This is a genomic window from Stenotrophomonas sp. PAMC25021, from assembly GCF_004795795.1.
GTDB lineage: Bacteria > Pseudomonadota > Gammaproteobacteria > Xanthomonadales > Xanthomonadaceae > Stenotrophomonas > Stenotrophomonas muris.
The window spans coordinates 1,580,649-1,606,454 of sequence record NZ_CP039255.1 but is presented as its reverse complement, the minus strand read 5'-3'; the positions used below and the strand labels follow the sequence as shown (position 1 = coordinate 1,606,454).

General features: G+C 61.1%; 23 protein-coding genes and 1 pseudogene. 9 read left to right on the top strand and 15 right to left on the bottom strand.

Annotated elements, in window-relative coordinates; all coding sequences use genetic code 11:
• The first annotated feature begins 78 nt into the window (after positions 1 to 78).
• Positions 79 to 786, top strand: coding sequence for a YceI family protein (locus E5790_RS07640; protein WP_005415047.1), 708 nt, complete (start codon positions 79 to 81; stop codon positions 784 to 786).
• 156 nt (positions 787 to 942) lie between these two features.
• On the opposite strand, the gene E5790_RS07635 is transcribed toward E5790_RS07640, so the two are convergent.
• The gene (locus E5790_RS07635) at positions 943 to 1,344 is read right to left on the bottom strand and encodes a hypothetical protein (protein WP_111206373.1); all 402 of its coding nucleotides are present in this window, start codon (positions 1,342 to 1,344) and stop codon (positions 943 to 945) included.
• Between the two features lie 208 nt (positions 1,345 to 1,552).
• Here E5790_RS07635 and E5790_RS07630 point away from each other — a divergent pair, with 208 nt between their 5' ends.
• Positions 1,553 to 2,386: a hypothetical protein gene (locus E5790_RS07630; RefSeq protein WP_111206374.1), complete on the top strand. Its 834-nt coding sequence runs from the start codon at positions 1,553 to 1,555 to the stop codon at positions 2,384 to 2,386.
• 161 nt (positions 2,387 to 2,547) lie between these two features.
• On the opposite strand, the gene E5790_RS07625 is transcribed toward E5790_RS07630, so the two are convergent.
• Both E5790_RS07625 and E5790_RS07620 read right to left on the bottom strand, forming a co-directional pair.
• A complete protein-coding gene (locus E5790_RS07625; protein WP_111206376.1) occupies positions 2,548 to 3,345 on the bottom strand; it encodes a siderophore-interacting protein in 798 nt (265 codons plus the stop codon).
• Between the two features lie 60 nt (positions 3,346 to 3,405).
• Entirely contained in the window at positions 3,406 to 3,966 is a 561-nt protein-coding gene (locus E5790_RS07620) for a PadR family transcriptional regulator (protein ID WP_041863018.1), read from the bottom strand.
• 544 nt (positions 3,967 to 4,510) lie between these two features.
• Here E5790_RS07620 and aceE point away from each other — a divergent pair.
• The 4 genes from aceE (at position 4,511) to E5790_RS07600 (ending at position 9,137) form a co-directional block, all read left to right on the top strand.
• Positions 4,511 to 7,198 (top strand): pyruvate dehydrogenase (acetyl-transferring), homodimeric type, encoded by a 2,688-nt coding sequence (gene aceE / locus E5790_RS07615; protein ID WP_012478970.1) that lies wholly within the window; start codon positions 4,511 to 4,513, stop codon positions 7,196 to 7,198.
• Between the two features lie 374 nt (positions 7,199 to 7,572).
• Entirely contained in the window at positions 7,573 to 8,166 is a 594-nt protein-coding gene (locus E5790_RS07610) for a hypothetical protein (protein ID WP_168708232.1), read from the top strand.
• 4 nt (positions 8,167 to 8,170) lie between these two features.
• The gene (locus tag E5790_RS07605; protein ID WP_111206380.1) at positions 8,171 to 8,602 is read left to right on the top strand and encodes a deaminase; all 432 of its coding nucleotides are present in this window, start codon (positions 8,171 to 8,173) and stop codon (positions 8,600 to 8,602) included.
• Between the two features lie 73 nt (positions 8,603 to 8,675).
• Positions 8,676 to 9,137, top strand: a complete 462-nt coding sequence (locus E5790_RS07600) for a very short patch repair endonuclease (RefSeq protein ID WP_111206396.1) — start codon at positions 8,676 to 8,678, stop codon at positions 9,135 to 9,137.
• On the opposite strand, the gene dcm is transcribed toward E5790_RS07600, so the two are convergent.
• From dcm to E5790_RS22065, 9 genes and pseudogenes are all read right to left on the bottom strand, one after another.
• Positions 9,116 to 10,627 carry a DNA (cytosine-5-)-methyltransferase gene (gene dcm / locus E5790_RS07595; protein ID WP_111206382.1) on the bottom strand — a complete coding sequence of 504 codons (1,512 nt, stop codon included), beginning with the start codon at positions 10,625 to 10,627 and terminating at the stop codon, positions 9,116 to 9,118. The genes E5790_RS07600 and dcm overlap by 22 nt on opposite strands.
• Before the next feature lie 89 nt (positions 10,628 to 10,716).
• Positions 10,717 to 11,517 (bottom strand): hypothetical protein, encoded by an 801-nt coding sequence (locus E5790_RS07590; protein WP_136191720.1) that lies wholly within the window; start codon positions 11,515 to 11,517, stop codon positions 10,717 to 10,719.
• Positions 11,514 to 12,428 (bottom strand): hypothetical protein, encoded by a 915-nt coding sequence (locus tag E5790_RS07585; RefSeq protein WP_136191719.1) that lies wholly within the window; start codon positions 12,426 to 12,428, stop codon positions 11,514 to 11,516. Before E5790_RS07585 ends, E5790_RS07590 begins: the two co-directional genes overlap by 4 nt.
• Positions 12,425 to 14,269 carry a hypothetical protein gene (locus tag E5790_RS07580; protein ID WP_111206388.1) on the bottom strand — a complete coding sequence of 615 codons (1,845 nt, stop codon included), beginning with the start codon at positions 14,267 to 14,269 and terminating at the stop codon, positions 12,425 to 12,427. Before E5790_RS07580 ends, E5790_RS07585 begins: the two co-directional genes overlap by 4 nt.
• Positions 14,266 to 15,270 carry a PD-(D/E)XK motif protein gene (locus E5790_RS07575; RefSeq protein WP_168708231.1) on the bottom strand — a complete coding sequence of 335 codons (1,005 nt, stop codon included), beginning with the start codon at positions 15,268 to 15,270 and terminating at the stop codon, positions 14,266 to 14,268. Before E5790_RS07575 ends, E5790_RS07580 begins: the two co-directional genes overlap by 4 nt.
• On the bottom strand, positions 15,263 to 17,854 hold the full coding sequence (locus E5790_RS07570; protein WP_197607957.1) for a Z1 domain-containing protein: 2,592 nt from the start codon (positions 17,852 to 17,854) through the stop codon (positions 15,263 to 15,265). Before E5790_RS07570 ends, E5790_RS07575 begins: the two co-directional genes overlap by 8 nt.
• Positions 17,855 to 18,609: 755 nt before the next feature.
• A complete protein-coding gene (locus tag E5790_RS07565; RefSeq protein WP_111206392.1) occupies positions 18,610 to 18,972 on the bottom strand; it encodes a hypothetical protein in 363 nt (120 codons plus the stop codon).
• A 100-nt stretch (positions 18,973 to 19,072) separates the two neighbouring features.
• Positions 19,073 to 19,441 carry a hypothetical protein gene (locus tag E5790_RS07560; protein ID WP_111206394.1) on the bottom strand — a complete coding sequence of 123 codons (369 nt, stop codon included), beginning with the start codon at positions 19,439 to 19,441 and terminating at the stop codon, positions 19,073 to 19,075.
• A gap of 487 nt (positions 19,442 to 19,928) precedes the next feature.
• Positions 19,929 to 20,144, bottom strand: a pseudogene (locus E5790_RS22065) (hypothetical protein).
• A 127-nt stretch (positions 20,145 to 20,271) separates the two neighbouring features.
• On the opposite strand from E5790_RS22065, the gene E5790_RS07550 reads away from it, so the two are divergent.
• Positions 20,272 to 20,934, top strand: a complete 663-nt coding sequence (locus tag E5790_RS07550; protein WP_229653735.1) for a hypothetical protein — start codon at positions 20,272 to 20,274, stop codon at positions 20,932 to 20,934.
• 14 nt (positions 20,935 to 20,948) lie between these two features.
• On the opposite strand, the gene E5790_RS07545 is transcribed toward E5790_RS07550, so the two are convergent.
• From E5790_RS07545 to E5790_RS07535, 3 genes are all read right to left on the bottom strand, one after another.
• Positions 20,949 to 22,379, bottom strand: a complete 1,431-nt coding sequence (locus E5790_RS07545) for an XVIPCD domain-containing protein (protein WP_136191718.1) — start codon at positions 22,377 to 22,379, stop codon at positions 20,949 to 20,951.
• Positions 22,376 to 23,095 carry a hypothetical protein gene (locus E5790_RS07540; protein ID WP_111206135.1) on the bottom strand — a complete coding sequence of 240 codons (720 nt, stop codon included), beginning with the start codon at positions 23,093 to 23,095 and terminating at the stop codon, positions 22,376 to 22,378. The genes E5790_RS07545 and E5790_RS07540 overlap by 4 nt, the downstream gene beginning before the upstream one ends.
• A 64-nt stretch (positions 23,096 to 23,159) precedes the next feature.
• Positions 23,160 to 24,032 carry a hypothetical protein gene (locus E5790_RS07535; RefSeq protein WP_111206136.1) on the bottom strand — a complete coding sequence of 291 codons (873 nt, stop codon included), beginning with the start codon at positions 24,030 to 24,032 and terminating at the stop codon, positions 23,160 to 23,162.
• A 214-nt stretch (positions 24,033 to 24,246) separates the two neighbouring features.
• On the opposite strand from E5790_RS07535, the gene E5790_RS07530 reads away from it, so the two are divergent.
• A complete protein-coding gene (locus E5790_RS07530) occupies positions 24,247 to 25,173 on the top strand; it encodes an XVIPCD domain-containing protein (RefSeq protein WP_111206137.1) in 927 nt (308 codons plus the stop codon).
• Positions 25,170 to 25,805: a hypothetical protein gene (locus tag E5790_RS07525; RefSeq protein WP_111206138.1), complete on the top strand. Its 636-nt coding sequence runs from the start codon at positions 25,170 to 25,172 to the stop codon at positions 25,803 to 25,805. Before E5790_RS07530 ends, E5790_RS07525 begins: the two co-directional genes overlap by 4 nt.
• The last annotated feature ends 1 nt before the right edge of the window (position 25,806 follow it).

The window sequence follows — 25,806 nt, the reverse complement described above, 5'->3', positions numbered from 1 at the left end:
ATCGGTTTCGGGCCCGCCGTCGTGCGGCGGGCTCTTGCTGCACCGTGTACCCACCCTACGATCCGGAGAGTTCCTCAGATGAGCGCCACCCGTAAACTGCTGCTGCCGCTGGCCCTGACCCTGGCCATCGCCGCCTGCTCCAAGCCGGCCGACACCGCTGCCCCGGCCGCCGATGCCGCCGCCCCGGCCACCACCGAGCAGGCCGCCACCCCGGCCGCCGATGCCGCCGCTGCTGCGCCGGCTGCCGAAGCGATCAAGATCGCCTCGGGCACCTACAAGCTGGACCCGAGCCACACCGACGTGCTGGCGCAGTGGAGCCACTTTGGCTTCTCCAACCCCAGCGCGCACTTCGGCAACGTCGAAGGCACCCTGGTGTACAACGCCGAAGACGTGACCAAGTCCACCGTGGAAGTGAAGCTGCCGCTGAGCGGCCTGAACAGCTTCACCGCCAAGTTCGACGAGCACCTGAAGAGCGCCGACTTCTTCGACGCCGCCAAGTTCGCCGATGCCACCTTCAAGAGCACCAAGGTGGAAGCGGCCGGCACCAACAAGCTGACCGTCACCGGCGACCTGACCATCAAGGGCATCACCAAGCCGGTCACCCTGGACGTCACCGTCAACGGCGGCGGCGAGCACCCGATGGCCAAGGTTCCGGCCGCCGGCTTCGATGCCACCACCACCCTGAAGCGCAGCGATTTCGGCGTCGGCGCGTATGCTCCGAACGTCAGCGATGAAGTGAAGATCCGCATCACCACCGAAGCCACCGGCGAAAAGCCGGCCGCTTGATGCACCCCGCTCACTCGTCGTGAGAAGGCAGAAGGCCCGCTGAAAAGCGGGCCTTCTTTTTGGGTGCGGGGGAACGCGCGTTGGTAGATGCCACCTTGGTTGGCACATGGGCACTCCGCAGGCCAACCAAGGTTGGCCACTACCGGGTACGCGCCCTCAGCGCAACGCGCCCAGCCACGCCCCACATGCTTCGCTCGGGCTCTGCTTGGCCTTCACCGCCAGCCCGCTGGCCCGTGCGAACGTCTGCGCGGCCTGTGCCACCACCTGGCGCGCGATCAGCGCCGCCTGCTTGGTCGCGGCCTGCTGCTTGCGCAGCTGCACGATGTGCACCGACGGCCGGCCCACCGGCGCGCACTTCTGGTCGCGGCGCAATACATCGGCCACCTGTGCCACTTCGAATTCGGCCTGCAGGTAGCGGTGCTGTGCCGCCACCAGCTCGCGCAGCGGCGCGCGCAGTACGGCGGTGTCGGCGAACGCGGCCAGCGCCGCATCGCAGGCGGCGTCATCGGCAAAGCGGGTACGCAGCGCATCCACGCTGGCCAGGGTCAGTTTGGCCATGTGGGCCTCGTTGCTGCAGGAAAGGAGCACGATTGTCGCATTGCTTGGCGGCTGATGCGTTGAACCGGGTGTCGGAATCCGTGTAGAGCCGAGCCCACGCTCGGCTCATCGCGCGCAGCGCGAGGGTTTTCCGATGGCGGAGCGGAGAGCAGCCGAGCGTGGGCTCGGCTCTACAATGGCTGTTGTATCACCCACGGAAGGAAGACCCATGCAGGACGCGCAGTACTGGTTGAACGAATTCTGGTCGGGTCTGAGCGTGCTCGATCTGGCGGGCGGCAGTGTGCTCGGTACGCTGCTTGGCTTGGTGCTGGGCATCCTCGGCTGGCGCTGGCTGCACCGCCGCGGCTGGTTGCAGCGGCGCAAGCGCTGGCATCACTGGCTGCTGGCCAGCTATGTGGTGCTGCTGCCGCTGGCCACGGCCTTCTTCGGCCTGCAGCTGGGCTTCACCGCCGGTGCGCACCGCGCGCTGTTCAAGCAGCTCGATCATTTCCAGCCGCACCTGCAGACTCTGGTGGAAGGCTGGAGCGAAGGCTTCACCGACTCGCTGGACGACCCGCGCATGCGCGAGGCGTTGCGCAGCCAGGGCACGGTGGGCGATGTGGCCGACACCATCGCCTCGGCCTACCTCAGCGAACATCCGCTGCCCGGCCTGGACCGTCTTGGCAACGGCCCGTTGGCGCGCGGTACCGGCTGGGTGATCGGCAAGGTGCGCGAAGGCCTGCTGCGCGGCATGGTGGAAGACACGCTGGTGGACAAGGCCGGCACCCTCGGCCTGGAACCCAAGGTGGTGCGGGAGGCACTGACCATGCATGTGGATGAGCTGCTGCACACCCGTGGCGTGCTGCGGCTGGTGAAGGCGCAGATCAACGGCATGATGCCCGGCGTGTACTTCGGGCTGCTGTTGCCGCTGCTGGTCGTCGCACTGCTGGTGGCGCTGGAGATCTGGGCCGCGCAGCGGTGCGGGTGGGTGCGGCAGGGGGGCGTGCCGCCGGTCGCGGTCCCTCCTGTAGAGCCGAGCCCATGCTCGGCTCATCGCGCGTAGCGCGATGGGTCCATCGGTGGCCGAGCGGAGAGCAGCCGAGCGTGGGCTCGGCTCTACACAGTCAAGGGCGTGCGGACCAACGGTCCGTACCCACCAGGCAGGTTCTGGTGCATGGGGTCAGGTCCCTTTTCCACGGGAAAAGGGATCTGACCCCGAGCCGGTCAATCGCCGTCGGTTTCGTCCGGGTGGGCCTTCCAGTAGCCGGTCGAGCGGATCCAGTCGCGCGGCACGCCCAGGTGGCCTTCGATGAACTTGCGCATCATCCGCGCGCGGCGCGATTCGGTGGCGATCCAGTAGAAGACATCGCCGTCCGGGGCCTCGAAGTCGGTCAGCATGTCTTCCAGCAGCGTGCTGCTGGCCGCCGGGAAGCCGTTGCGCTCCAGCCAGTGGATGCGCACGTTCTCGTACTGCGGCAGGTCCTGGCGTTCGGCTTCGTCGCGCACTTCGATGAAGGCCTGCACTTCGGCACCGTCCGGCAGCACGTCCAGCCAGCGGGCGATGGCCGGCAGCGCGGTTTCATCGCCGATCAGCACGTAGGCGTCGTAGGTGTCGGCCACCACGAACGAGCCGCGCGGGCCGCCGATCACCAGCACGTCGCCCGGCTGCGCGCGCTCGGCCCACGGCCCGGCAATGCCCTGGTCGTGCAGCACGAAGTCGATGGCCAGCTCGCCGGTTTCGTGGTCCCACCAGCGCGGGGTGTAGTCGCGCGACGGCGAGGGCGCCTTGCCGTCCGGGTAGCTGCGGCCTTCGGCGGTCAGCACCGGCAGCACCATCTCGCCGCTGGCGTTGGGGAAGAACAGCTTGATGTGGTCGTCGGCACCGGGCGAATCGAAGCCGGCCAGATCGTCGCCACCCAGCACCACGCGGCGCATGTGCGGGGTGACCTCTTCGGTGCGCAGCACGGTCAGTTCACGGAAGCGCACATCCAGGCGCAGGCGCGTGTTGTTGTGTTCGGTCATGGGGATACCTGTAAAGGTGTCGCGCGGGGGCGCGCGGCATGGGGGAGGACCTGGCTGGATTCAGTCTGGCTGGGTCGTTGAAAACGGTGGGTTCTCGCTACCGGCGGTACCGTTGAGCAGGGCCGAGGCCCGCGTCAGCAGCGCCGCCACTTCTTCCGCCTCGCCCTCGGCCCAGCGGCCGTGGTGATGCACCAGCGCCCGCTTGAACTCGCGCAGGGCAGTGGCCAGCGGCGGCGGCAGCGAGGCCTTGGTGATCTCGCGGGCACGGTCGAAGGCACGCCGCTGCGCCAGCCGCACCTGGGTGCGCTGCACCTTCAGCTCGAACTCGCCGGCAGCGGTGATGCGGAAGATCCGCTTGCCATCCACTTCCTCGGCCTCGATCCAGCCGGCCTGCTCGAAGCTGGCCAGCAGCGGGTACATGGTGCCGGCGCTGGGCGTGTAAGCCTGCATGAACTGGTTGCTGATCAGCTGCATCAGTTCGTAGCCATGGCGCGGCTGCTCGCCGATCAGGGCCAGCACCAGCAGGCGCAGGTCACCGCGGCTCAGCACGCGTGGCTGGCCGTTGCGGCGGGGCACCGCCGGATCGGTGGAACGGGCTCTGGGAGAAGGGGGGCGGCTCATTTCGATATATCGGTAAACGAGTGTGCAAACGATATATCGATATATCGAAGCCGGCAATCATCGATCCGGCCACAAGCAGGTCCGTTTTGGGCCACGGGCGGCCGCGTGCACAGCAAAAGGGGCGCCCCTTGCAGGGCGCCCCGGCGAACCGTGGAAGGGAGCAGGGCCGCCAGGCCCCTCACTCGCGGCCCACGTTGGACCCGCAGCCGGTACCGATCCAGAGGCAGGTGCGACATGTTGTCGCCGGTTCAGTACCGTTGCCCGAACCGCCCCTACAGCGGTGCCGGAGTTGCCCTACAACCGTCATCGGCAGCGGTAACACTGCGTCCTGCACATGGGCGCAGCGGCCCGCAAGCGACAGCCCGCGCAGCCGCCAAGGCCCGCCGCAGGGCCGTCAGCGGGCGCGGCAAGCCCCTTGCGGACACTGGCCGGTTGCATCCATACGCCTGCGTAGCCAAGTGACGAAAGCCCTTGGTGCGCTACACTTTGCGGTCTAGAAATCTATACAACAGTCGCGCGCGTGCGTGCGGTTATGGGAGCGCTAATGAACTGGTTGAACGAGGTGCTGAACAACGACCCGAATCCTGTGGAAACCCAGGAGTGGATCGAGTCGTTGAAGGCCGTTATTGATGTCGAGGGCTCCGAGCGCGCGCATCAGCTGCTGGAAGGCATGGTGGAACTGACCCGTCGTTCGGGCGCCTACCTGCCGTTCTCTCCCACCACCGAATACGTCAACACCATCGAACCGCAGTTCGAGGCCAAGAGCCCGGGCAACGCCGAGCTGGAATGGCGCATCCGTTCGATCATCCGCTGGAACGCGATGGCCACCGTGGTCCGCGCCAACCGCAAGCCGGGTGACCTGGGCGGCCACATCGCCTCGTTCGCCTCCGGCGCCACCCTGTACGACGTGGGCTTCAACCACTTCTGGCGCGCCCCGAGCGAGAACCACCCGGGCGACCTGCTGTTCATCCAGGGCCACAGTGCGCCGGGCATCTACGCGCGTTCCTTCCTGGAAGGCCGCATCAGCGAAGAGCAGCTGGACAAGTTCCGCATGGAAGTGGACGGCGGTGGCCTGTCCTCGTACCCGCACCCGTGGCTGATGCCGGACTACTGGCAGACCCCGACCGTGTCGATGGGCCTGGGCCCGCTGGCCGCCATCTACCAGGCGCAGTTCATGCGCTACCTGGAAAACCGTGGCCTGATCGAGAAGTCCGACCGCAAGGTGTGGTGCTTCATCGGCGACGGCGAGAGCGACGAGCCGGAAACCCTGGGTGCCATCGCCCTGGCCGGCCGTGAAGGCCTGGACAACCTGATCTTCGTGGTGAACTGCAACCTGCAGCGCCTGGACGGCCCGGTGCGCGGCAACGGCAAGATCATCCAGGAACTGGAAGGCGTGTTCCGTGGCGGCGGCTGGAACGTGATCAAGCTGCTGTGGGGCGGTTACTGGGATGCCCTGCTGGCCAAGGACACCAACGGCGTCCTGAAGAAGCTGATGATGGAAACCGTCGATGGCGAATACCAGAACTGCAAGGCCTTCGGCGGCGCGTATACCCGCGAGCATTTCTTCGGCAAGTACCCGGAAACCGCTGCGATGGTCGCCGGCCTTTCCGACGACGACATCTGGCGTCTGAACCGTGGTGGCCACGACCCGCACAAGGTGTACGCCGCCTACCACCAGGCCGTGAACACCAAGGGCATGCCGACCGTCATCCTGGCCAAGACCGTGAAGGGTTACGGCATGGGCAGCGCCGGTGAGGCACTGAACCCGACCCACCAGACCAAGAAGCTGGACGACGAAGCGGTGCGCCACTTCCGCGACCGCTTCAACATTCCGGTGACCGACGCGCAGCTGGCCGACGGCCAGGTGCCGTTCTACCACCCGGGCCCGGATTCGCCGGAAGTGCAGTACCTGCAGGAACGCCGTGCCGCGCTGGGCGGTTACCTGCCGCAGCGCCGCCGCAAGGCCGACAAGACCTTCGTGGCACCGAAGCTGGAAGCCTACGAGCGCCTGCTGAAGAGCAGCGGCGAGCGCAGCTACTCCACCACCATGGCCTTCGTGCAGAGCCTGAACATCACCCTGCGTGACAAGGAACTGGGCCCGCACATCGTGCCGATCGTGGCCGACGAAGCCCGTACCTTCGGCATGGAAGGCCTGTTCCGCCAGATCGGCATCTACGCGCCGTTCGGCCAGAAGTACAAGCCGGTCGATGCCGACCAGCTGATGTTCTACCGCGAAGACCAGAGCGGGCAGGTGCTGCAGCAGGGCATCAGCGAGCCGGGTGCGATCAGCTCGTGGATGGCCGCCGGTACCAGCTACTCGGTCAGCAACGTGCCGATGCTGCCGTTCTACATCTACTACTCGATGTTCGGCTTCCAGCGCGTGGGCGACATCGCCTGGCAGGCCGCGGACATGCGTACCCGCGGCTTCCTGCTGGGTGGCACCGCCGGCCGCACCACGCTGAACGGTGAAGGCCTGCAGCACGAAGATGGCTTCAGCCATCTGGTGGCCGGTGGCATCCCGAACGTGCGCAGCTACGACCCGACCTTCGGCTTCGAAGTGACGGTAATCCTGCAGCACGGCACCAAGCGCATGATGGAAGACCAGGTGGACGAGTATTACTACGTCACCCTGATGAACGAGAACTACACCCACCCGGAAATGCCGGAAGGCGCGGCCGAAGGCATCGTCAAGGGCATGTACCTGCTGACCGACGCCGGCAAGCCGAAGAAGGGCGAGCTGCGCGTGCAGCTGCTGGGTTCGGGCACCATCCTGCGCGAAGCCATTGCTGCTGCCGAGCTGCTGGACAAGGACTTCGGCGTGACCGCCGACATCTGGAGCTGCCCGAGCTTCAACGAACTGCGTCGCGATGGTTTCGACGTGGAACGTGCCAACCGCCTGCATCCGGAAGGTGAGCAGCGCAAGGCCTACGTGACCGAGCTGCTGGAAGGCCGCCAGGGCCCGGCGATTGCCGCCACCGACTACGTGCGTGCGTACGCGGACCAGATCCGCGCGTTCGTGCCGATGTCGTACACGGTGCTGGGTACCGATGGGTTTGGTCGTTCGGATACGCGTGCGAACCTGCGTCGGTTCTTCGAGGTTGACCGGTACTACATCGCGCATGCCGCGATTGCGGCGCTGGCGAAGGAAGGGAAGATGACCGCGAAGGACGTGGCCCGGGCGATCAAGCAGTACAAGATTGATCCGGAGAAGGCTAATCCTGTTGGGGTTTGATTGAAAATTCTCTGATTCAAAAAGGGGCGGGCAATTCCGCCCCTTTACATTTTTAGGGGGCAGGGATGGGAAATACTCGTGGGACTATTGAGCTGGTCGGAGAGGCTACCGGAGTTCTCATAGGGAGTGAGATCCTGGATGGGATTCGGCGCGGGGCACTTGTTCATGGTGCCAATGAGGACCGCGTTAGAGGATGTAGCTGCGATCTGACCGTCGGCACGATTTTTTGGAAAGGAAAGATACTTCGTAGGCGAACTGGGGAAGATGATGGCAGTCGAGGCATTTCTTCTTGGCTGCGGAGGCAGTGGAGAGCTGTGGGACGCTGGCTAGGGCAGCTGAATGAACCTAAGCATGTTGTAGTCCCTCCTGGAGGAGTGGTTGGAATATTTACTGCTGAAACGCTGGATATTCCCCTCGACATGTGCGCGACCGCGTTTGCAATTAATGCCATGAGTTCGAAAGGCTTCTTGGTCCTAAATCCCGGGCATGTGGACCCCGGCTTTAGGGGCTCCCTGACGGTAAAGGCACTAAATATTAGAAAAACCAATATCACCATAACGCAAGGTGAGCCCATATTCACGGTGGTTTTTCAGCGGCTTGGTCAAGAGACGGGTGAATTCTCCAACGCAAAATCAGTAGAAGATCGCGAGAGAGATTTTCACAACGAAAGCGTCCAGTCGTCACCGGATACATTAGGGCAAATGATTAGTGTAGACCCGAGTGGGCCTTACCCCACGCGAGAGCAGGTCAAAGAGATGGTGCGATCAGATGCTATCAATAGGGCAACTATGATTCTCTCTTTGGTCGCCGCAATCGCCGCAATTGGCGCATGGATGTTTCCAAAAAATTCTGAAGTTTCTCCTAGGTCGATGCCGAGCCCTAGTGCTTCTTCTCAGAGTGCAACCACATTGAACAAGAAGGGCGATGGTGAGCTCGCCGGCGGGCTTGGTGAACATGAAAGGCGGTAGATCGATGAGTGACCGCCACTTTATGGAAATGGCTATATCTGTTTCGAAAAATAGCGAGGATCGATCTAGAAAAGTCGGCGCCGTAATTGTTAGCCCGGAGGGCGAAGTTATTTCCAGCGGTTGGAACGCTTTTCCTAAGGATGTAATTGCACTGGATGAGCGATTCGAACGGCCAGAAAAGTACTTGTGGACAGAGCACGCCGAGAGAGGTGCGATATACGCTGCGGCAAGGAGGGGTGTTTCAACTCAGGGCTGCACAATATATGTTCCATGGTTTCCATGCATGGACTGTGCTCGCGGGATCGTGCTCTCAGGGATATGTCGACTGGTCGCCCTGAAGCCGGACGTTACTGATGAAAAATGGGGCGGACATTTTATTGCCGCTCTGAAGCTCTTCGAAGAATGTGGTGTGGTTGTGAGCTTTATCGATCAATAAGGCTTCTTAATTTAGTTGCTATTTCGACGGAGGTTCGGATTTCTCTTGATTTCCGCGATTGACGGAGGTTTTGATGGCCGATATTGTGACGAAGGATGTTCGAAGTCGGATGATGTCCGGTATTCGGGGTAAGGACACAAAGCCTGAGGTCCAAGTTCGCAGGTATCTTCATTCCCGGGGGTTCCGGTACTCTCTTCATCGCAAGAACCTTCCGGGAAAGCCCGACTTAGTCCTGAGCAGGTACCGTGCTGTTGTTCTAGTGCATGGCTGCTTCTGGCACGGCCATGATGGCTGCAGGTACGCCAAGGTGCCCCTGAATCGTCGAGATTTCTGGGAAGATAAAATACGAAAAACGAAAGAAAGAGACGCCGCTACTGTTCGACGTCTCAGTGGGCTTGGGTGGCGCGTTGGAATAATATGGGAGTGCGCCCTAAAAAATAATGCAGAATCTTCGCTGGCTGCTTTGGAGCTGTTCTTGAAGTCCGGTCAGCCAGGTGTGGAGATAGCCGATCATCAGAATCTCAGCGCAGAGTGAACTACGTCAGCGATTTGTCGAGCCATCCACGGCGGTACAGCGTTTCCAACTTGGCGGAATTGTGCCCCACGCGAGCCTTCAAAGAAGTAATTGTCGGGGAACGTCTGCAATCTCGCGGCCTCACGAACAGAGAGACTTCTGAGTTGCGTCGGGTCCGGGTGGATAAAGTAGTGTCCATCCTTCTGAAGGTGGCTGGTTACAGTAGAGCTTGACTCATCCCTGCGTTGGACCTTGAAGCGGTCGACAAACTTTCCGCTTGTCCAGTTCTCGTGGTCTGGATACATGGCTTCAGGGAACTCGCTGGCGCCACGCGGCGACCTGCCATGAATCTTCGTGTAGGCCGATGCGTAACCATAGCGAACAAGATCCATCCACATATGTGGACGAACCTCATGATTCAGAATATGGCCAAGTCGTTCATCCAGTAGCCATGACTTCAAATGCTCAGGCACGTCATCTACAGTCGCCGTCCAAGGTCTGGCTCTGCCACCAGAGCCGGCATCTGAAACAGGCACCAACTTGGCTTGAATGCGTAGTTCTGCGGAAACTTCTGCATCGTCAGACAATTCCGCTGCCCGAAGCAGAATCTCCTTGGCGGCCCCAGGCCAGCTGTCGAACTCGACATTCGTAATGCCGCTTCTCAGCTGGGGCATTCCACCGATGACTTCACCCACACTGTACTTGTCAGGCGCGCGATTGATCTGGCGTAGCGATGAAACGTCAATGTCCTCCCGGACACCGAAAAGAACCACGCGGTGCCGTGCCTGAGGAACACCAAGCTCCTCGGCCCTCAGAATGTAACGGCGTCCATCGTCGTCATCGAACAGACCACTCTGATCCTTTACCAAAGGGATAATTCGGTAGCGCGGGCCGTTCCGGCCACCAGGAGCTCGAAGGTCCGCGAGAATGCGCGGGAACATCAGCTTACCACCTACCTTCGAGGAGAGAATGCCCTTGACGTTCTCCATCACAAACGCAGCGGGTGAGTACTTCTTGATGATCTTCAAGTAGTGCTGATAGAGGAAGTGGCGCGGATCCTCCTCTGCCTTGTAGCCCACTACACCCCGGTTTCTGGCGCGCCCGACCAAGGAGTACGCCTGGCAGGGCGGTCCACCAATCAGAACCCATGGGTCTTCCTGCGACGCAACTTCGCGAATGCGGGCATGAAGCACCTTGTCGTCTTCGGGATCACCGAGCTTCAACTGCCTCGCCTCATGACAGGCATTCTCCCACTCAGCCTTGGTTGCATCCGTCCAAGGCCGGTCTACTCGTCCTGCCACGTAGTCGTAGTAGCTATCCGGCACCTTGTGGGGCGCGAACTGGCGATAGAACGCGCGAAGTCGAAGCGTCTTGGCTGCATTGACCTCCATTTCGGCCGAAATGGCGATCTTGAACGGGCGTGACTTTGAAGAGCGAGAGGGGGTGTAAGCGGAGAACCCTTCGCCCAGCCCACCAGGGCCTGCGAAGATGTCGACGACTGGGATGTGCATGCCTTGCTTCACAATTATAAATAGGGGCGCAGATGCGCCCCCTCTAACGCCGCCAGGATGTCATGCCCTGGGGCACTTTTCAATAAGAATCAGACCACTTCGGCCACTCCGGCCACTTGGGCCACTTGGGCCACTTGGGCCACTTGGGCCGCTGCGTCCTTGAATACGCTCGCAACGGTGTCAGCGAGCTCCTGATCTTCCAGTACGCCAAGATCAACGATCTGGTACCTGAGGCGCAGGAGCTTTATGGCGCAACGCATGATGTCTTCCATGTTCCCTTTGGACTCACTTGCTGCCGCTTGGGCCCAACCGTGGGCGATAGCTTTTGCAAGTACCCGGTTCCCGCCAATCAGTGGACGCTCAAAGATCGCTACATGGGCGTCCTCTGTCAGAGCTCTCAGCAGGCGCCACCGATCAACGCTCGCTTCGGGTCCCAAGTCAAGCGCTGACGCTCGCATGTAGAGCCGCTGCAGAGCATTCCGTACCCCGCCGCTGAATCGCTCTTGAGACTTGCTCTCGAATCGCCAGCGCACAACGTCGGGCAGCAATACAGTGGTCAGATAGGCCCAAACGTCATCCCGCAACCCTTCGCCACTTGCCAGTGAACCAAACGACGCAAGGGCAATGGCTGCGTCACGATCGAACTTGGCGCGCCCGGTCTGCCCCGACAAGGTGGGAAACCCACACCCCTCCGCAGTCTTGCGAATAGTCGCGGCGATCTCTTCGGCCACACGATGCTCTCTGACCCCCCCACTTGCTGCAAAGCTCGATAGTGAGGCGTGGTCATTCACAAAGGCTAAGGCATCGTCGAACGAGTAGTCCGTGCCGAGCTCCGCCATCAGGCGACTGACCCCCAAACGGGACAATCTTGGGAGAAGAATGGTGGTCATGCGGTCTGCCCTCCAACGTCGGCGGACGCAATCAGTGCAGCGTTGAATGCGCCAGGGTCACTCTCGAGCAATCGGACGATACCTGCCAGCCCGCCTTCATCGGGGAACGCCCGACTGAGCCAGTGATTCGCCACCGCGCCAACCGAACCTTCCTCGAACGCTTCGAGATCCAAGTCCTTGCCGTTACGCAGGAGAATGGTCGAGCACATGTGTGAGGCGACGCCACCAAGTACCGCCTGGATAGTTGCGCGATCACCCAGCAGGAACTTCTCAAGGAATGTCTCCTCGTCAGAGTTGACATAGAGAACGACCTTCGAGGAAAAGTCGCCGGAAAGATCCTCTGGCCGCCATTCGACATACCAAGGAGCATGCTCATGCGGCTTGCCGGCGAAGGCAGCTCCGAAGCCAATGGCGGAGACCGGGAATCTGGAAGAGCCTCCGTCTTCGATCAGCACATCACAACTGCTCTCCCACAAGCGAGACCCTTTCAGCACTGGTGAAAGTGGCGTTGCTTCAGTGGACGGCGCGGTCAACGCAATCGTCAAACGCATGACCAGCTGAGAGGACAGCGTGCTGCCTGGAACCGATACCTCCAGAAGGGCTGATGGGTTTTGCTTGGAGAGTGGGAGTGCCTGTGCGTACTGAACTTGCCTAGGCAACTGCCCCTGTCCTGTTCCAATCAGAAGCTGTGCGGATGCCAGCCAATCTCCCTCTCCAAACTGAAGCGACTCGGACGCGGAATCCCAATCAATCTGAACACTCCCGCGTACGACCAAATCGCGGGCGTAGTCCCAGTCAGCCAGGACTTCCGGTGCAGGAAGAAGTGGAGCGTTGGGGTCTCCCACAAACCAGCCACTGAACTGGACCGCTTCATCGGGAATTCTTAGGTACGGATACGCGATTCTGCTCATGCCGCGTCCTCACTAAGTACTCGGACTGCGACAGTCACAGCAGCGCCCTTGACCATTCGAACAACCGCGGTAACCTCCCCGCTCAATAGCCCAACGTCGAGGATCTGACCCTTGCTGCTCAGGTCGTGTGCTTCCAGTGACACGCTGTGTAGTCGTGGAAGCAGATTCGAGGGTACGTCTTCTGCACTGATTCCATTGCCATCAGCGACCAGCTTCGGCTCGACGATGAGCGTCAGTGGTCCTTGGCTCCCGTCATTGGTCAGATCAACCCTGAACGTCGCAAGTGCTGCGCCGTCTTGAGCAAGAGAGAGCCCAATCATCTCGGGTGAAGATAGCCGGACGCCCTTCTTGGGTGATGGACCACCGCGCCTGGATGGTTCAGGTTTTCCAGCGCCGCGGGCGCTTGTGGGTGAGAGAAAGCGCCCCATTTGCCCGGCAGTTGCCGCGAGGCTGGGGGACGCAGGGTCCGCTGATCTGCTGAGCGACTTGGTAGGCACAAATGTATCGGCATGGGTTCTGAGAGCCCGCATGCCGACTCGAACCATCGTCTGTTGCTTTCCTTTGGGAAGATTGTCCGGTGCCCAGTCATCGTGCGTTGGTGGCTCCGCCTGAGCAAAGGCTTCCTCCACCTCCGACTCAGCCGAGCAGACAAAAACCCCTGCCCACTCATGCAGGGAGTCCGGATAGGGGGCGCCGCGTAAGTACTTCACCACTAATTCGACAGGGCGCATCAAGGCAATGTGCGATGCACCTGCCAGGATGTCTTCACCATTGGAAGAAGCCAGTGGATGCCTCTGCGCCGCGACCCCCGGGGCGAATGCGAGCTTGCCCAATGCCTTTGCAGGACGCTGAGATCGAACGTCCTTCAATGAACCCGCATTGGAACGAATGTCGGCGAGTGCCCGGCAGAAGAGGTCCAGTGGCGGGAAAGCCTCAGGCGCTGGGACATCCAGCGGCTGGCCATCAATCTCGATGCTGACCGTCAGGCGGCGGTCAACCGCGGTCGTATCCGACATTCTTGGCCAGAAGTTCAGGAGTACGCACGTAATCAGCTCACGACCCAGTTCCTGGGTGGAAGAGACTTCAAGCTCGGGATCTACGATAACGATAGAGGTCCCGCTATCAGCCTCGGATCGAGAGAACATCCCCAACTCGCCACTCAAGTCGAGTGCGTGCGCTCCGGTCGCGGGAGCCACGCTGTCGCTGCCCGCGGGTATGCCCCACCAGTGGCGCCCCGTGAAACGCCGAATGCCAGTTCCGACAGTCGCGTCGAAAGCCTCTCCCAAGTGGCAGGCCATAAGACGGCGAACCGGCTTTCCCTCATTGAAAGTTTGGCTATCAACTAGGACAAGCGAGCACGAACTCATTGCGTAGAGCGAGCTCTTTCCATAACCGTAGGTGCCGCCACCTTGGTGGCTGTCTCGTGCTGCCCCAACGTTCTTGAGGAAGTTGACGAAGTTAGTCCGCTCCTCTCCCGACGGCGCGACATCGGCCTCTACAGGGCCAGAAAGGCCCACCGTACCAAAATCAGCTATCTCAAAAACCCAGAGTTCGGGCTTCTCCAAAGAGTCGCTGAGAATCTGCTTGGAAAGACCGCCGGCTGGCATCTGGGCCAACACTGAGTTCGACAGGGTGTTCCGCTCGGTGTCCCTCAACTTCCGCAGGCGAATACGTGCCTCAGGGGATCGTCCAGGCAGGGTTGCGTCAATTACGTTCTGCAGACTCTCGCGCACTAATGTCTGAAGCAGGTTGAGGTTGGGTCTCCCCAACAGTCGCTTGAAGCCTTCCCCCGCAAGGTTCCCATTCTTTGAGAAGGGTTCGCTGTACAGCTCAAGTTTCATGAGAAGACCGCCTCGTAGACGTGTTCATGCTGAGTGCTCGGTACCAATTGGTCCGCGGCTGAACCCAAATCAATCGTGTATTGGACATCGCCAACGCCGGCCGGAAGTTGTCCATGTGGCAGCAGGCTGGTGGTGAGCCTTGGAAAGTTGTCAGAGACTGAATAAAGCCTGATGGCCTCCAAGGTGGTGCGCAGAGCGTTCCACTCCGGAGCCCTGGAGTCCTGACAGCCCATCGATGCCAGACGACTGACAATGGCATCTTCCTTAACTCCCAATGCGATCAACTCTTTGCAGAGCTGTTCTACATAAACATTTCCGGCCGCAGCCCTCTCAAGCACTACGTGAGCTAACCAAAGCGGGGTGTCAGCGGGCGGAGAGAGCTGTTCGAGCCCATGGATGTGCACATTTGAGCTCTGCAGAAAGGCGGTGGACTTGACTTCCAACGCGCCGCCTGGACCTCGAAAGTCGTGTCGTTGACCCAAGGGGCCGGTCCAACAGTCAACTGCCTGCGCGCTGCGCCTTACACCCTCTCGAAGAACCACAAGCTCGCCGAGCAAGCCGAGCACCGTGCTCACGTCAACCGGAGCTTGAGGCTCCTCTGCCAGTAGAATTCGATAATCTCTGATGCAGGACGCCACGGCGGCCAGCGGAGGTATGCCGTCTGCGATTCTAGAAATGATTTGCGTGCAGAGATCGCCGAAAAGACTCTCCAGTCGCCGCTCGCCAAGGCCAATGTCGACGTAGAGCGACCAGATGCCACTGAGCGAAAGTCGCGTGATAGATATGTCAACGCTGGGTCCCCCAAGCTTTCGTACATCAGAGGCCGACACCCCAGCTGACACTGGAATCAGCAGTCTCGGAGCTGCGTCAGGTGTAAGTGCATAGCGAATGACACCAAACCCGGAGTCAACCCCTGCGGCCACCGTTGCGACGTCCACTCCGTCTCTTCGCTGCGTGCTGCTGCGAAGCGAGAGCCAGTGTTCGTGGGCAGTCTCACGCATCCTGCGCCTGCTCTGTATTGCCTGCTTCCCCATCCTCGAGCTGATCTGGCGTAGGGACGTTCAGTTCCACGCTGAAGTAACGACCGGTTCGGTCAATGCGCCCTGGGAATACGAATCCGAGGCCGATGAGGTCGCCCTTGGCGTTCAGTGCTACGCGATGATCGCCGGCCCTGCTCGGTTCAGAGACACTGTCTATCGGGTACACCAAGAGAAGGGGAGTATCGGGACGATAGCTCTTCAGCTTTTCCCATCCATCGGTCGACTGAGCATCAGAGTCCTCAACATCAGCGAGCACATCTTGTTTCGACATCAAAGCCTTGATGTCGGCATAGTCAGATGACTCGGGCAACCTGGAACGAATGACAGGTCCAATGTCACTCAGGCCACCCAAGTGGACTCGCCGCTCAGCCCTGCTGGAGCTCACAATCGCGACATTCCAGAACGGCATGCGACTGGCGGATCCATCAATGTAGGTCAGCAACATCTCTTTGGTGAGATTTAGCTGCTTGTCGCACATGCTGTAGTTGGCCAGGAACTTTCGAACTACAGTGCCGGGAACATCCATGAAGACGTTCTCCTTTATCCGCGAGTATTTCTCAGCAATCAGCTGGTCAACAAGGCTCGCCGCGGCGCTCCAGTTCCTGGAAACCACGTCCGAGTCGGTGTGATCAAAGCGAGTCGTTTGCTCGTGCTTTCCGTCGAAGCTGATGCTCGTCCTGATTGCATGCCGCATCTTCGCCGCTGACGTGATCGCGAGTCCGGGAATTGACCGAACCTTTACTGCGAAGTCCAGTGGCGAAACCTCTGCCGAACGATAGGTGGAAATTTCCTTTCGGATCTCCTCCTCTACCTGCGCCAGCGCTCGGAAGTTTGATATCAGGTCTTGGGTCGTCCAGAGACGCGGGAGATCCTCGTATCCTTTTCTGAACCCAAACCAGCGCCCCATCTGTAGCAACGTGTCGTACTGGCGAGAGGTGCGCAGGAAGAAAGACACTGAGAGTCCTTCAAGGGTAAGTCCGCGCGCCAGCACCGATCCGCCCACGACAATGTAGGTCTTCGCATCGCCAGTAAAGTCTAGGCGCTCGAGACTCTCGCCGTTCTCAACAACGAGTTCCAAGGCTTCCAGAACCTCCGGGAGGAGGGGCTTGAGTGTGCTGTCCAAGAGTGTTGGGTCGCTCTGATCACTCAGGGGGCTTCTGACAATCTCCTCTGAGAAAACTTGGCGCACCAAGTCTCCGACGGCTCCGGAGAGCGATTCAATAGAGCGACGATTGGCTGCCAGCCAGGCGCGAATGGCATCCGCCATGCTGTCGTGCTGTGCAATGTATGCGGAGGTGTGAACAAGCATCGTCATGTGCTCGCTCTGCTGCCCTCGCGCGCGGCGAACGGCGCAGGTGATCAGGAACCAGACGATTGCCTTCTGAAGCTGAGGCGTCACATCCGGCGTGAAAGTTTTGTGGCCGTTCTTTCCCTTAGGAACCAGCTGATCGACCTCTTCCGACGGTATGGATCGGAACATGTCTCGTCCGAAGTCGACAGCATCATCGTCGGCGGATGCGTCGGCCTCACCGAAAACCTCAAGTGTGCCGAAGTAGCCCTTGGGACGAGGCAGTGCTGTAATGAAGTCCTCGGGATAGAGGTCGTCCAGTTTGTCTGCGCGAACCGGGAACGGATTGATGAATACATTTGCAAACGGCGTGGCGGTATAGCCGACGTACGAAACGCAAGGCAGCGCCGCTATCAGCCTTCGGATCGCTTCGTTGATCCGAGTCATCTCTTCATCATCGGCACCGGAATTCACGGATGCCTGATCACACTCGTCATCGATGATCAGTGCCTTGAGCTTTCGCTTAATTGGCCGAGCCGTATTTGTCACAGTCTCGAGCAATTTCTCGAGGCGCGTAGACTCCTTTTTAATGACAGCCAGCTGAGCGCCACCCTTGTGCGGCATCACAAATTGACCGTTTGGAGGCCTGACAAAGTCGCCGCTGTCTTCCGCAGTGGTGTACTTCTGCCACAGGGTGCCGTGCCTGTTCACAACATCTGCTTCGATGCGGCGCTGAGTCTGTGCGCGAAGCTTGTTTGTGACGCCACCGAGAAGAATGATGAGGTTGTAACCAGCATCCACCGCCTTGGCGATGACCGCGGTCATGTTTGCAGTCTTTCCTGACTGGACATAGCCAACGACCAGTCCTCGACATCTGAACTCGTCCTCGGCTGGATTTGCTAGCAGAGAGACGATCTCGGAGGAGGAGTCATCCAGCGACTCGGACGCATCCTTCCACTTCTTGACTTCGCGGAGATAGTTCAGGAGCGCGGGCCAGTGCTTGTCATGTTCCGTCGGCCCGTTGTACCAAGTCGGCCGTGGCTTGATCAGCGAGTTCTTGCGCAGGATCTCCACGTTCTGGAACGACGAACGCACCAACTCGATAGCCGCCTGGAAGTTGGCATCCATCTGTTCAGGGAATGGGCCCATCACCGTTTCGAGGGCCTGGCGCGCCGCCGCCGCGGCTGCGTCCAAGGTGTCATAACTTGGGAGCTTCTCCCGGATAATCGTGGAGAGGGCTTCTACTTGTGTATTCAAGTCGGCATCCTGCGCATTCGTAAACTGGGGGCGGCGACAGGCATCGAGCCGAATGCGCCCCCTGCGACATCCATGCCCTTTGGGAGGGTCGTCAGAGAGTGACCCTTGTCTCTGATTGTTTACGACAAGAACCGTCCATGCAACCACCATTTGGTCGCATCCGGCCTCAAATTCGGCTATCCCCACGGATCTTCAGCCTTCAGCCGAGCGTCGCCCCTTGGCGCGCACTGTAGGCTTGTGAACATCGACAGCCGGGCTTGTGACATGAGCCACACAGGGCTGGTGTTGCCAGCGGAAGCAGCAAGCAACGCTCAGGTGGACGCCTTTACCTCATGGGCCAACCGAGCCCGTTGGTTTTGACCTTGGGGTGCCCGTACCTACGGTGCCAAGCAGATGGCCTGTGGTGCGTGATCGAGGGGATGCCGGTGCAGGCTCCTACCGCTGCAGCTGCACCCACTCGCTGGCCATCACCGTCAACGAAAGTACCGCCATCAGTAGCCCCTACATTTGCCGGTCGACCAGACGCTTCTCGGGCGCGCCGTTCTACCGCGTGAGCTCCTTCGCCAAGTCCAGTTCGGCTGGGGCGCGTAGGGGAGGCTAAGGTGCAATTGGCGTCAGCCAACTGCATGCGGACGACGAGAGTGTGCAGCACGAGATTAAGGTGCAGGGCACAGTGGTGGCGGCTAGTCGTATCATAATGCGGGCCTTGCAGAGGTGTTCCAGAGTGGTCTCCCATTCCGCTGTACTCATATTCGCTAGGCGCGCGCCCGCTCCGCCACAAACCGCCCACTCCAATGCGATAGCAGCGGCACAACGCAGGGAACATCAATTTCCCTATCCGCGTACAGCACAATAACAAGCTGCTCCAGCGAGTTATCCACCAGCATCACGGGTATGCCGTCACAGCTGACCTCGAAGTATCGGTCTCCCGCGTAGCGCGCGTGCTGTACTAGGCCCCCGCGCACCAGTCGAACGGCTTCCTCGCGCATGACAGTAAATTCAGCGTCGGACACCTTCCGAAACGTCCGCAGTTCCAAGTCGGCCTTGGGTGCATGCCGGCTGGCGATCGCCGCAGACAGCGCCGCCAGCAGCACAGCGCCGTAGATCAGAAGCTTCATTTGACACTCTGCAGATAGCGGATGGACTAGAAAACGAATGGTCAACCGATGGCGCTCGGATAGCCAGCGGTCGAGCGACAGGCGGCCAGATCCACCTGGGCTACTCCCGCACCTGCAACCGCTCAGCCACCTGCGCAGTCAACGCCACACACGCCATCTTCAACCCTTCCATCACCCGATCCCCGAGGTACTCCTCGGGCGCGCCGTTCTGCCGAGTCCGCTCCGCAGCCAGCATCAGCTCCGCCACCACACGCAGCCCCGCCAGCGCGCAATCTGCATCCGCCAACTGAAGACACCGCCCAGGCAGTCGATGCCGTTCCGGCCAAGGCTGGCCATCCGCAGCTGCACCAGATCCGATGCGGTGCAGCGTGGCGACGAAGGCGTTGGGATCGACGGACGATTCGCGCTCGGGTTCGGCGTTGTCCGGATCGTACTGCGCGTGCAGGGAACGGAAGTCCGATGCGTTCATGGCAATGCTCCGTACAGGACAGATAGCAACGCCACCGATAGAGGCGGCGGACGGTGCGTGGTTCGAAAGCCGGACAGTAACCAAGCCGGTGGGTCCGAAGACCCCCACGCACCGCCCGCCATGGAACGCGAACGGATTGCCAGCCGGCGCCACACAAAAGGTGACGCCGGCTGACAAGCGCAAAACACAAGGTTACTGAGCGGGCTTTCGAACCCCGCGCCCCCCTTTTCCGGTGGCACGCCAAGGTGTACTCGCATGGTTGCGAGATGCCAAGAAACCGTAGGCCGCAGAGGCCGCAAATGCTGACGCTTACGGCATTGTTGCATGGCGCGCGCGCGGCAGAACCCTTGCGGTGCAGTGGTTTCGGCCGGTGTTAAGTTACCGCCCGAATGCGCATTGAAAAGCACGGTTTGCAGAGGATCGGGGTCTCAAAAGCGACAGTCCGGCCGCTGGGCCTCGATCCGAAGTGTGCCGATTGCGACACAGCTTAACTTTCCGACGCCACGCACGGCCGAGCCCACAGCGCAACATCGCGCACCAGGTCGTAGTCGCTGCTGAATGCCAGCGTCGCGTCGCGTGGCGGAAGGTCTGCGTAGCAGCCCAGCAGTTACTCATCCATGCCCGCGTCGCGATGGTCTATGGCGAACAGGTGGAGGAGCTCCTCGTCGAAGGCTTCCAACCATGGGGGGTCGATTCTGGTCACGGGTATCCTCCGGTGGGGGAGGGGAGGATGGTCTGGAGCTGTCTCACAGCGTGAGTTCCGCATGGGCTCTGGCGGACAGCCCCCTCCGCTGGATATGCTCCACCCGCCGATACCAGGAGTCATCGTCATGGAAGACCTGCTCAACCGATCCGCGCTGCTTCGCCAGGCGATCCTCTCCACGGTGGATTATCCGCTGGCGGATGACTCGCCCAGATTGTTGGCGTCAATGGACGCAGCATTGCTGAGCCTTGAACACGCAGACGCCCTTCGCACGCTGCTGCAGGCCGGTATGGCGCCCTCTGCAATGGCATTGATGCGCTGCCAGTACGAGGCCTTCACGCGGTCCGTCTGGATCCTGCACTGCGCAGGCGACGAGCAGGTCGAGCTGCTGTCCCTACCGCCGGAAGCGGGAACGAGCGAGAAGGGGCTGCCGATGCTGTCGAAGATGCTGGAGGCATTTGCGGAAGTATCGGAGCTTGGCAATATGCTCCCGCACCTTGTTGAGCTGAAGGTGCATGCATGGTCTCCGTTGAACTCATTCGTACACGCAGGTGTACACGCAATGAGCCGGAGCCGCGATGGCTTCCCTGCGCCATTGGCGGTCAACGTCATCCGAATGAGCAACAACCTTTCGATGATGGCGGGGCAGCACCTCGCTATTCTTACCGGCGTCCCGGATTTGCAGAAGAACGTGCTGCGGCTGGATGAAACCTTTGCCGAGTGTCTTCTCTTTGATGAAGAAAAGCGCCGGGCCATCGAGGCGAGGCCGCCGGTGGAACAGTCGAGCTAGCTGAAGCAGATAGCCTACATCGACGGCGCCCAAACCCGCTGCTGTTGCTCCTGCGTGCGCTGCATGTCTGCCTGCTCACGCGCCTGCCGCTGGCCGATTGCTTCCACTTGGTTCAGGCTCTCCTGCACTGGCCGTTGGGCGGCCTCTGCAGTCGCCATGTGAGTGCGAAGGGAGGCAGGGTCGGACATCGCACCCTGCACCACAAAGATGTTATGTGCGGCGGGGGAGGCATCTGTCTGTCTGCTCAGCACAACATGGTCCGCGCGGGTGATTCCGGCATCCTTGGCTGCGGCCAGCAGACTGGTAGACATACGCTCGCTGGTGTCATCGAAGGTTCGGCCGTTGGCCTTGTCCAGTGCTTCCACCTTGCTCCGAATCTGGTCCAGCAGCGCCTGATCTGCTGGACTGAGCGAGTGGGTGGGCGAGGACTGCATATCTGCAACGCTCTGCGTCGGTGGCGAAATGGTGTGTGCGCTGCCGGTGTTCTTCAGCTCCACCCAGCCCAACCCGCCCTTTCCGAAGTCGCCAACAGGCAGGATCTTTGCGCTGCCAAAGTCGAGGCCATTGCGCTCAAGCTGCTTCGGGTCGAGACCAAGCTCATGCAGGTCGATGCGGATGGCCGGGGGTTGGCGACCTTCAGCCAGGAAGGCATGGCTCGTCCCGATCACTGATAGCGGATAGGTACCGTAGTAGTTGCGGTAGTCGGAATCGCCGTGCCGGCCCAGCGTGCCAGTGCCGTCATAGAAGCACTGCTCGACGGCCTTGGTGAGCTGGACGCTCTCATTGTTGGGGCGCTTGGCAAGCGCATCATACGAAATGCCATCCGCCAGGCTTCTGGTTGCGCCCTCAGCCCGAATGCAACGGGAGAGCGAGCGGGACGCAAGCATTGCCTCCAGTCCGTTGTCATCCAAGGTTGGATTCAACGCTCTGAATCGGCTATCCAATGCCCGCAGGCCCGAGACCTCCGCCAGTGCCTCGTCCTGTCGTCCCTTGTCCAGTAGCGTGCGCACCGGCTCGGTCAGGTTCACCGAGCCTGACCGGGAATCGTGTGAAGCGATCAGTTCCTCGCTGTAGGTCTGCTTGAAGTCCCTGAGCGCTGCGGCGCGTTCCTTAGCCAGGATGCCGTGCATGGTCTCGTGGCCCAGCACTTCGGTAAGTCGTTCTTCAAGCCGGGCGCCGGTTACGCTCTGGAAATTGGAGGCGCTGATGAAAATCGTTGGTGGGTTTCCATCCGCTCCCTCCTGAAAGTGGCCGCCATTGTGATGTCCGTAGGAGACGGCAATCCGGCCGATCTGACCGCTGTCGGCTGCGTTTGCCAGAAGGTGCTTGAGGTAGGGGGAGCCTGCAATGCTGCGTCGGATCGCATCCTCGGCACCACTGGGAAGCTGTTTGTCTGCGCGCAGATCGGCCAATAGTGGCTCGACGCTGGATTCGATTCCCTTCATTTGTCTCCTCCTCCAAACTGGACCGCGTAGACGCAGGTTCTCGCTGTATCACCTTCATCGGAACGATAGGTCAACAGGCTGGTATCCATATACTGCTTACCACCGGTGATGGGGCGCCGGTACTGCCTGATGCCCCCTCTCTGAAATGGCACTTCTCCTCCGGTCCTGTATCCGAGGGCTTCGAGGGCTCGTCCGGCACTTTCGGCTTCCCAGTAGCACACGCCATTCGGAGCATCCGTCACTGGCTGCTTGCCCAGCTGATAGAAGATCACCTCTTGGTTGGGGAACTCACGTGCCGACTCAACCGACAGATAAGACGCCCCATAGTTGTAGCCGTTCGTCGTTGCCAGGTCCTTGGCGATGTGCCTGATGCTGACCTTTTCGTCTGGCACGAGCGAGACACCGATCGCCGTGCCGAACTTGTCCGGACTGATGTCCGCCCTTGACCTGAGCGAATCCGCGTAGGCGAGAATCCGTTTATGCAGCTCGGCCATGGAGATGCGGGCGGGCTGCGTATCTGCGGCAGCGGCACGTTCATTGAGGGCAGACATATCCGTCGATCGCGCGCATGCAGATGTCAGCGTGAGCATGGCTGACAGTCCGAAAAGAGCACCAATGTGAGCCGCGCGCAGCATAGCTCGAGGTAGCTGCGGCCGAAGCAATCTGGTCATGATGACGGAGAGCAAAACCGAAGCCTCCTTCGTTGTGATGCCCATCGGTGAGTCCCTGACGGTGTTGAAGGTACTGTACGACCCGGATGAAGAACGCCGGGATCTCCATTCATTGCGATTGAGCGCGATAGCGGCTCAGAAGATCACGCACTCTGGTTTCCAGGCGTTGCCAGTCGCTCAGCATGACGCGTGCATAGTTCATCTCGATGGCGATGCTGTCGCCCACGTCCACGATGGAATGGCGGCACATTGCGATCCGGCCTTCGCCGGCGCGTTCAAGTGTCTTTCCCTGAACTACAAGTCCGTCAGGAATGCGGTCTGCCGGGTCGCAGCTGATGAACGTTGTCAGTTGGCCCTCCACCGAGCGGGCTACATACCAGTCTGGCTCCATACCCGGGTTGTGCACGTAAGGCCTGCCCAGCGCAGCCTCCGAGTCCTTTGCATAGGCTTCCATCAACGATGGGTCGATCGAATAGGGCGTCAGGCCCCAGCGTTCGGGTTGGGCAACGCGCAGCGCGAGGTTCTCTGCCGGGTCCCTTCGCTCCAGCGATCCCGGCGCGCTGGTGGCTTCACTACTGGACCGACGCGCCAGATAGTTCTGGATGGGAACGCGATCGATGTACCTAAGCTCGACCAGCACCTGCCGCCGGCTGTCCTGCGTGCTGCGTACCGGGCGATCATCAGGAGGCGCTGCATCGAAATCAGGCCAGAACACAGTGAGCATGACGCTGCCATCGGCCAGGGGACCCGTCTGGTTGTAGTAGAGGTTGGCCGGGAACATGAAGCGGTGCGGGCCAAGCCGTGCCTCCACCGGCTGCGTCGTGTAGGTCTGTCCGCCCACCGTGCGTGGGTTGGTTGCGCTTTCGCGCATGGGGGTTCCGTTCGGGTCCTTCTCCGCGGACGGGGCCTTCGCGCAGGCGGTGGTGCTCAGCACGGCCACCAGGGCGAGGGAGGCAAGCCGGCAAGCCGGTGCTCTGCTCATGGGCGATTCCCTTGCATGATCGAAACGACTATAGAACGGTGGAATGGCAAGCTCCAGTCGCTGCGGGCACTTGCTCACGTCCGGGCCCAGTACTGCACGCTGGCTCACATATTCAGCAAGTCGCGATCGGCGTCCTCTCTCCCTCCACCTGACCCCCATCCCACCTATGCCATCATCCGCCCAGGACCGCAGCACCCATCAAGGCTGAACAGGCATGGAGCAGGCAACACGCTACACCGCAACCCTTTATCTGGCCGCCCCCGGCACCCCGCTGAAGAGTGGAGGCGTCTCGCCGCGCGGCCATATGTACCTGCAGGTGGCCGCGGGCGACGAGGCCCACAGTTACGGCTTCGCGCCGCCGCGCCAGGCGCCGGGCGAAACCCGCACCGGCGTGCAGTACGCGCAGGTACGCCACGACGATGCCGACCAGCATCTGGACCCGTACTACAGCCGCACCTTGGAAATCACCGAGGAGCACTACGGCTGCCTGCGTGATTTCGCCGAAGAACCGGCCGAGTTCGAATTCGATGTGGATCGCCCGGCCACCATCAATCGTTGCAGCGATTTCGTATGGGCGGCGCTGCACTATGCGGGCCTGCATCCGCTGCCGGCCCCGCTGGACGGCGGCAGCAACCTGGGCGAGTTCGCGGTGCTGTTCAACCTGCCAGAGATCCAGTGCATCACCGCGCCGTTCCCGGGCAGCGATCTGAATGCCGAAACCCACAACGCGATGCCCGAGCGCGAGGCCGAGCACCATCGCCAGGGTGACCGTGCCAGCGATGAGCCGCCGCCGACGCCGATTGAAGTGGCCGGCACGCTACTGGACCCTTCGCATCCGGACCATCGCTTGTTCTCGCAGCTGATCCAGAAAGTGGCCGAACTGGACGCCGCGCACGGCCGCCCGTTCGATGCGGCCAGCCAGCGCATCAGCGCCAGCCTGCTGGTGCTGGCCAAGCAGAACAACCTCTCGCGCGTGGACCACGTGCTGCTCAGCCAACCGACCCAGAACAGCCACGCCGCCGAGAGCATCTTCATCGTGCAGGGCGACCGCAACGACCCGGGGCACCGCCGCGCCAGCATCGCCACCGAAGTGGCGGCCAAGACCGATGTGGCCGATTCGCTGAGGTTGAAGGAGCAATGACGCGGCCGCTGCGGCGGGGGCTGGTGGTACTGGCGGTGCTGGGCGCGCTGGTGGCATGCCGTGCGTCACCAGCGCCTGAGGTTGCGCCGCCCCTGCTGACGCGCGCACAGGCCGAGGCCCGCACGGTTGTGCCGTTCACGCGGGCCGTGCAATTGCAGAAGGCCGGTCGGATTGCCGACGTCACGTTTGATTTGCCGGCAGCCCAGAAGCCGGCCATTCCGATCCTGAACATTGGGTTGCGGCTGCAGGATACCGACGCGCGACGGCTGCTGGATGCTTCGGAGAAGATCACTCTCGGACGTTTGCCAGCGCGGCTGCGCCTGGAGCGGATTGATGGCAGCGCGCCTCGTCATGTGCAGCTCTGGCAGCGTACCCGCGACGGACGCGACTCGCAGAAGATCGGGGATGATGGCGTGGTCACAGACCTGACGACGGGGAGTGTGGACATCAACAGCTTGGCCGAGGCCGGGTTGTACTCTGAAGACGTGCTCTATCGCACGCTGCAGCTGGCGCAGGTCGGAGGCATTGCACCCGGGCGCTACGTTCTGCGGGTCGACCTTGTGGAAGATCGACCCCAGCTGGACGGCCTGAACGCAGAACTGATCGTTGGCTACCAATCACTAGGAAAGTAGA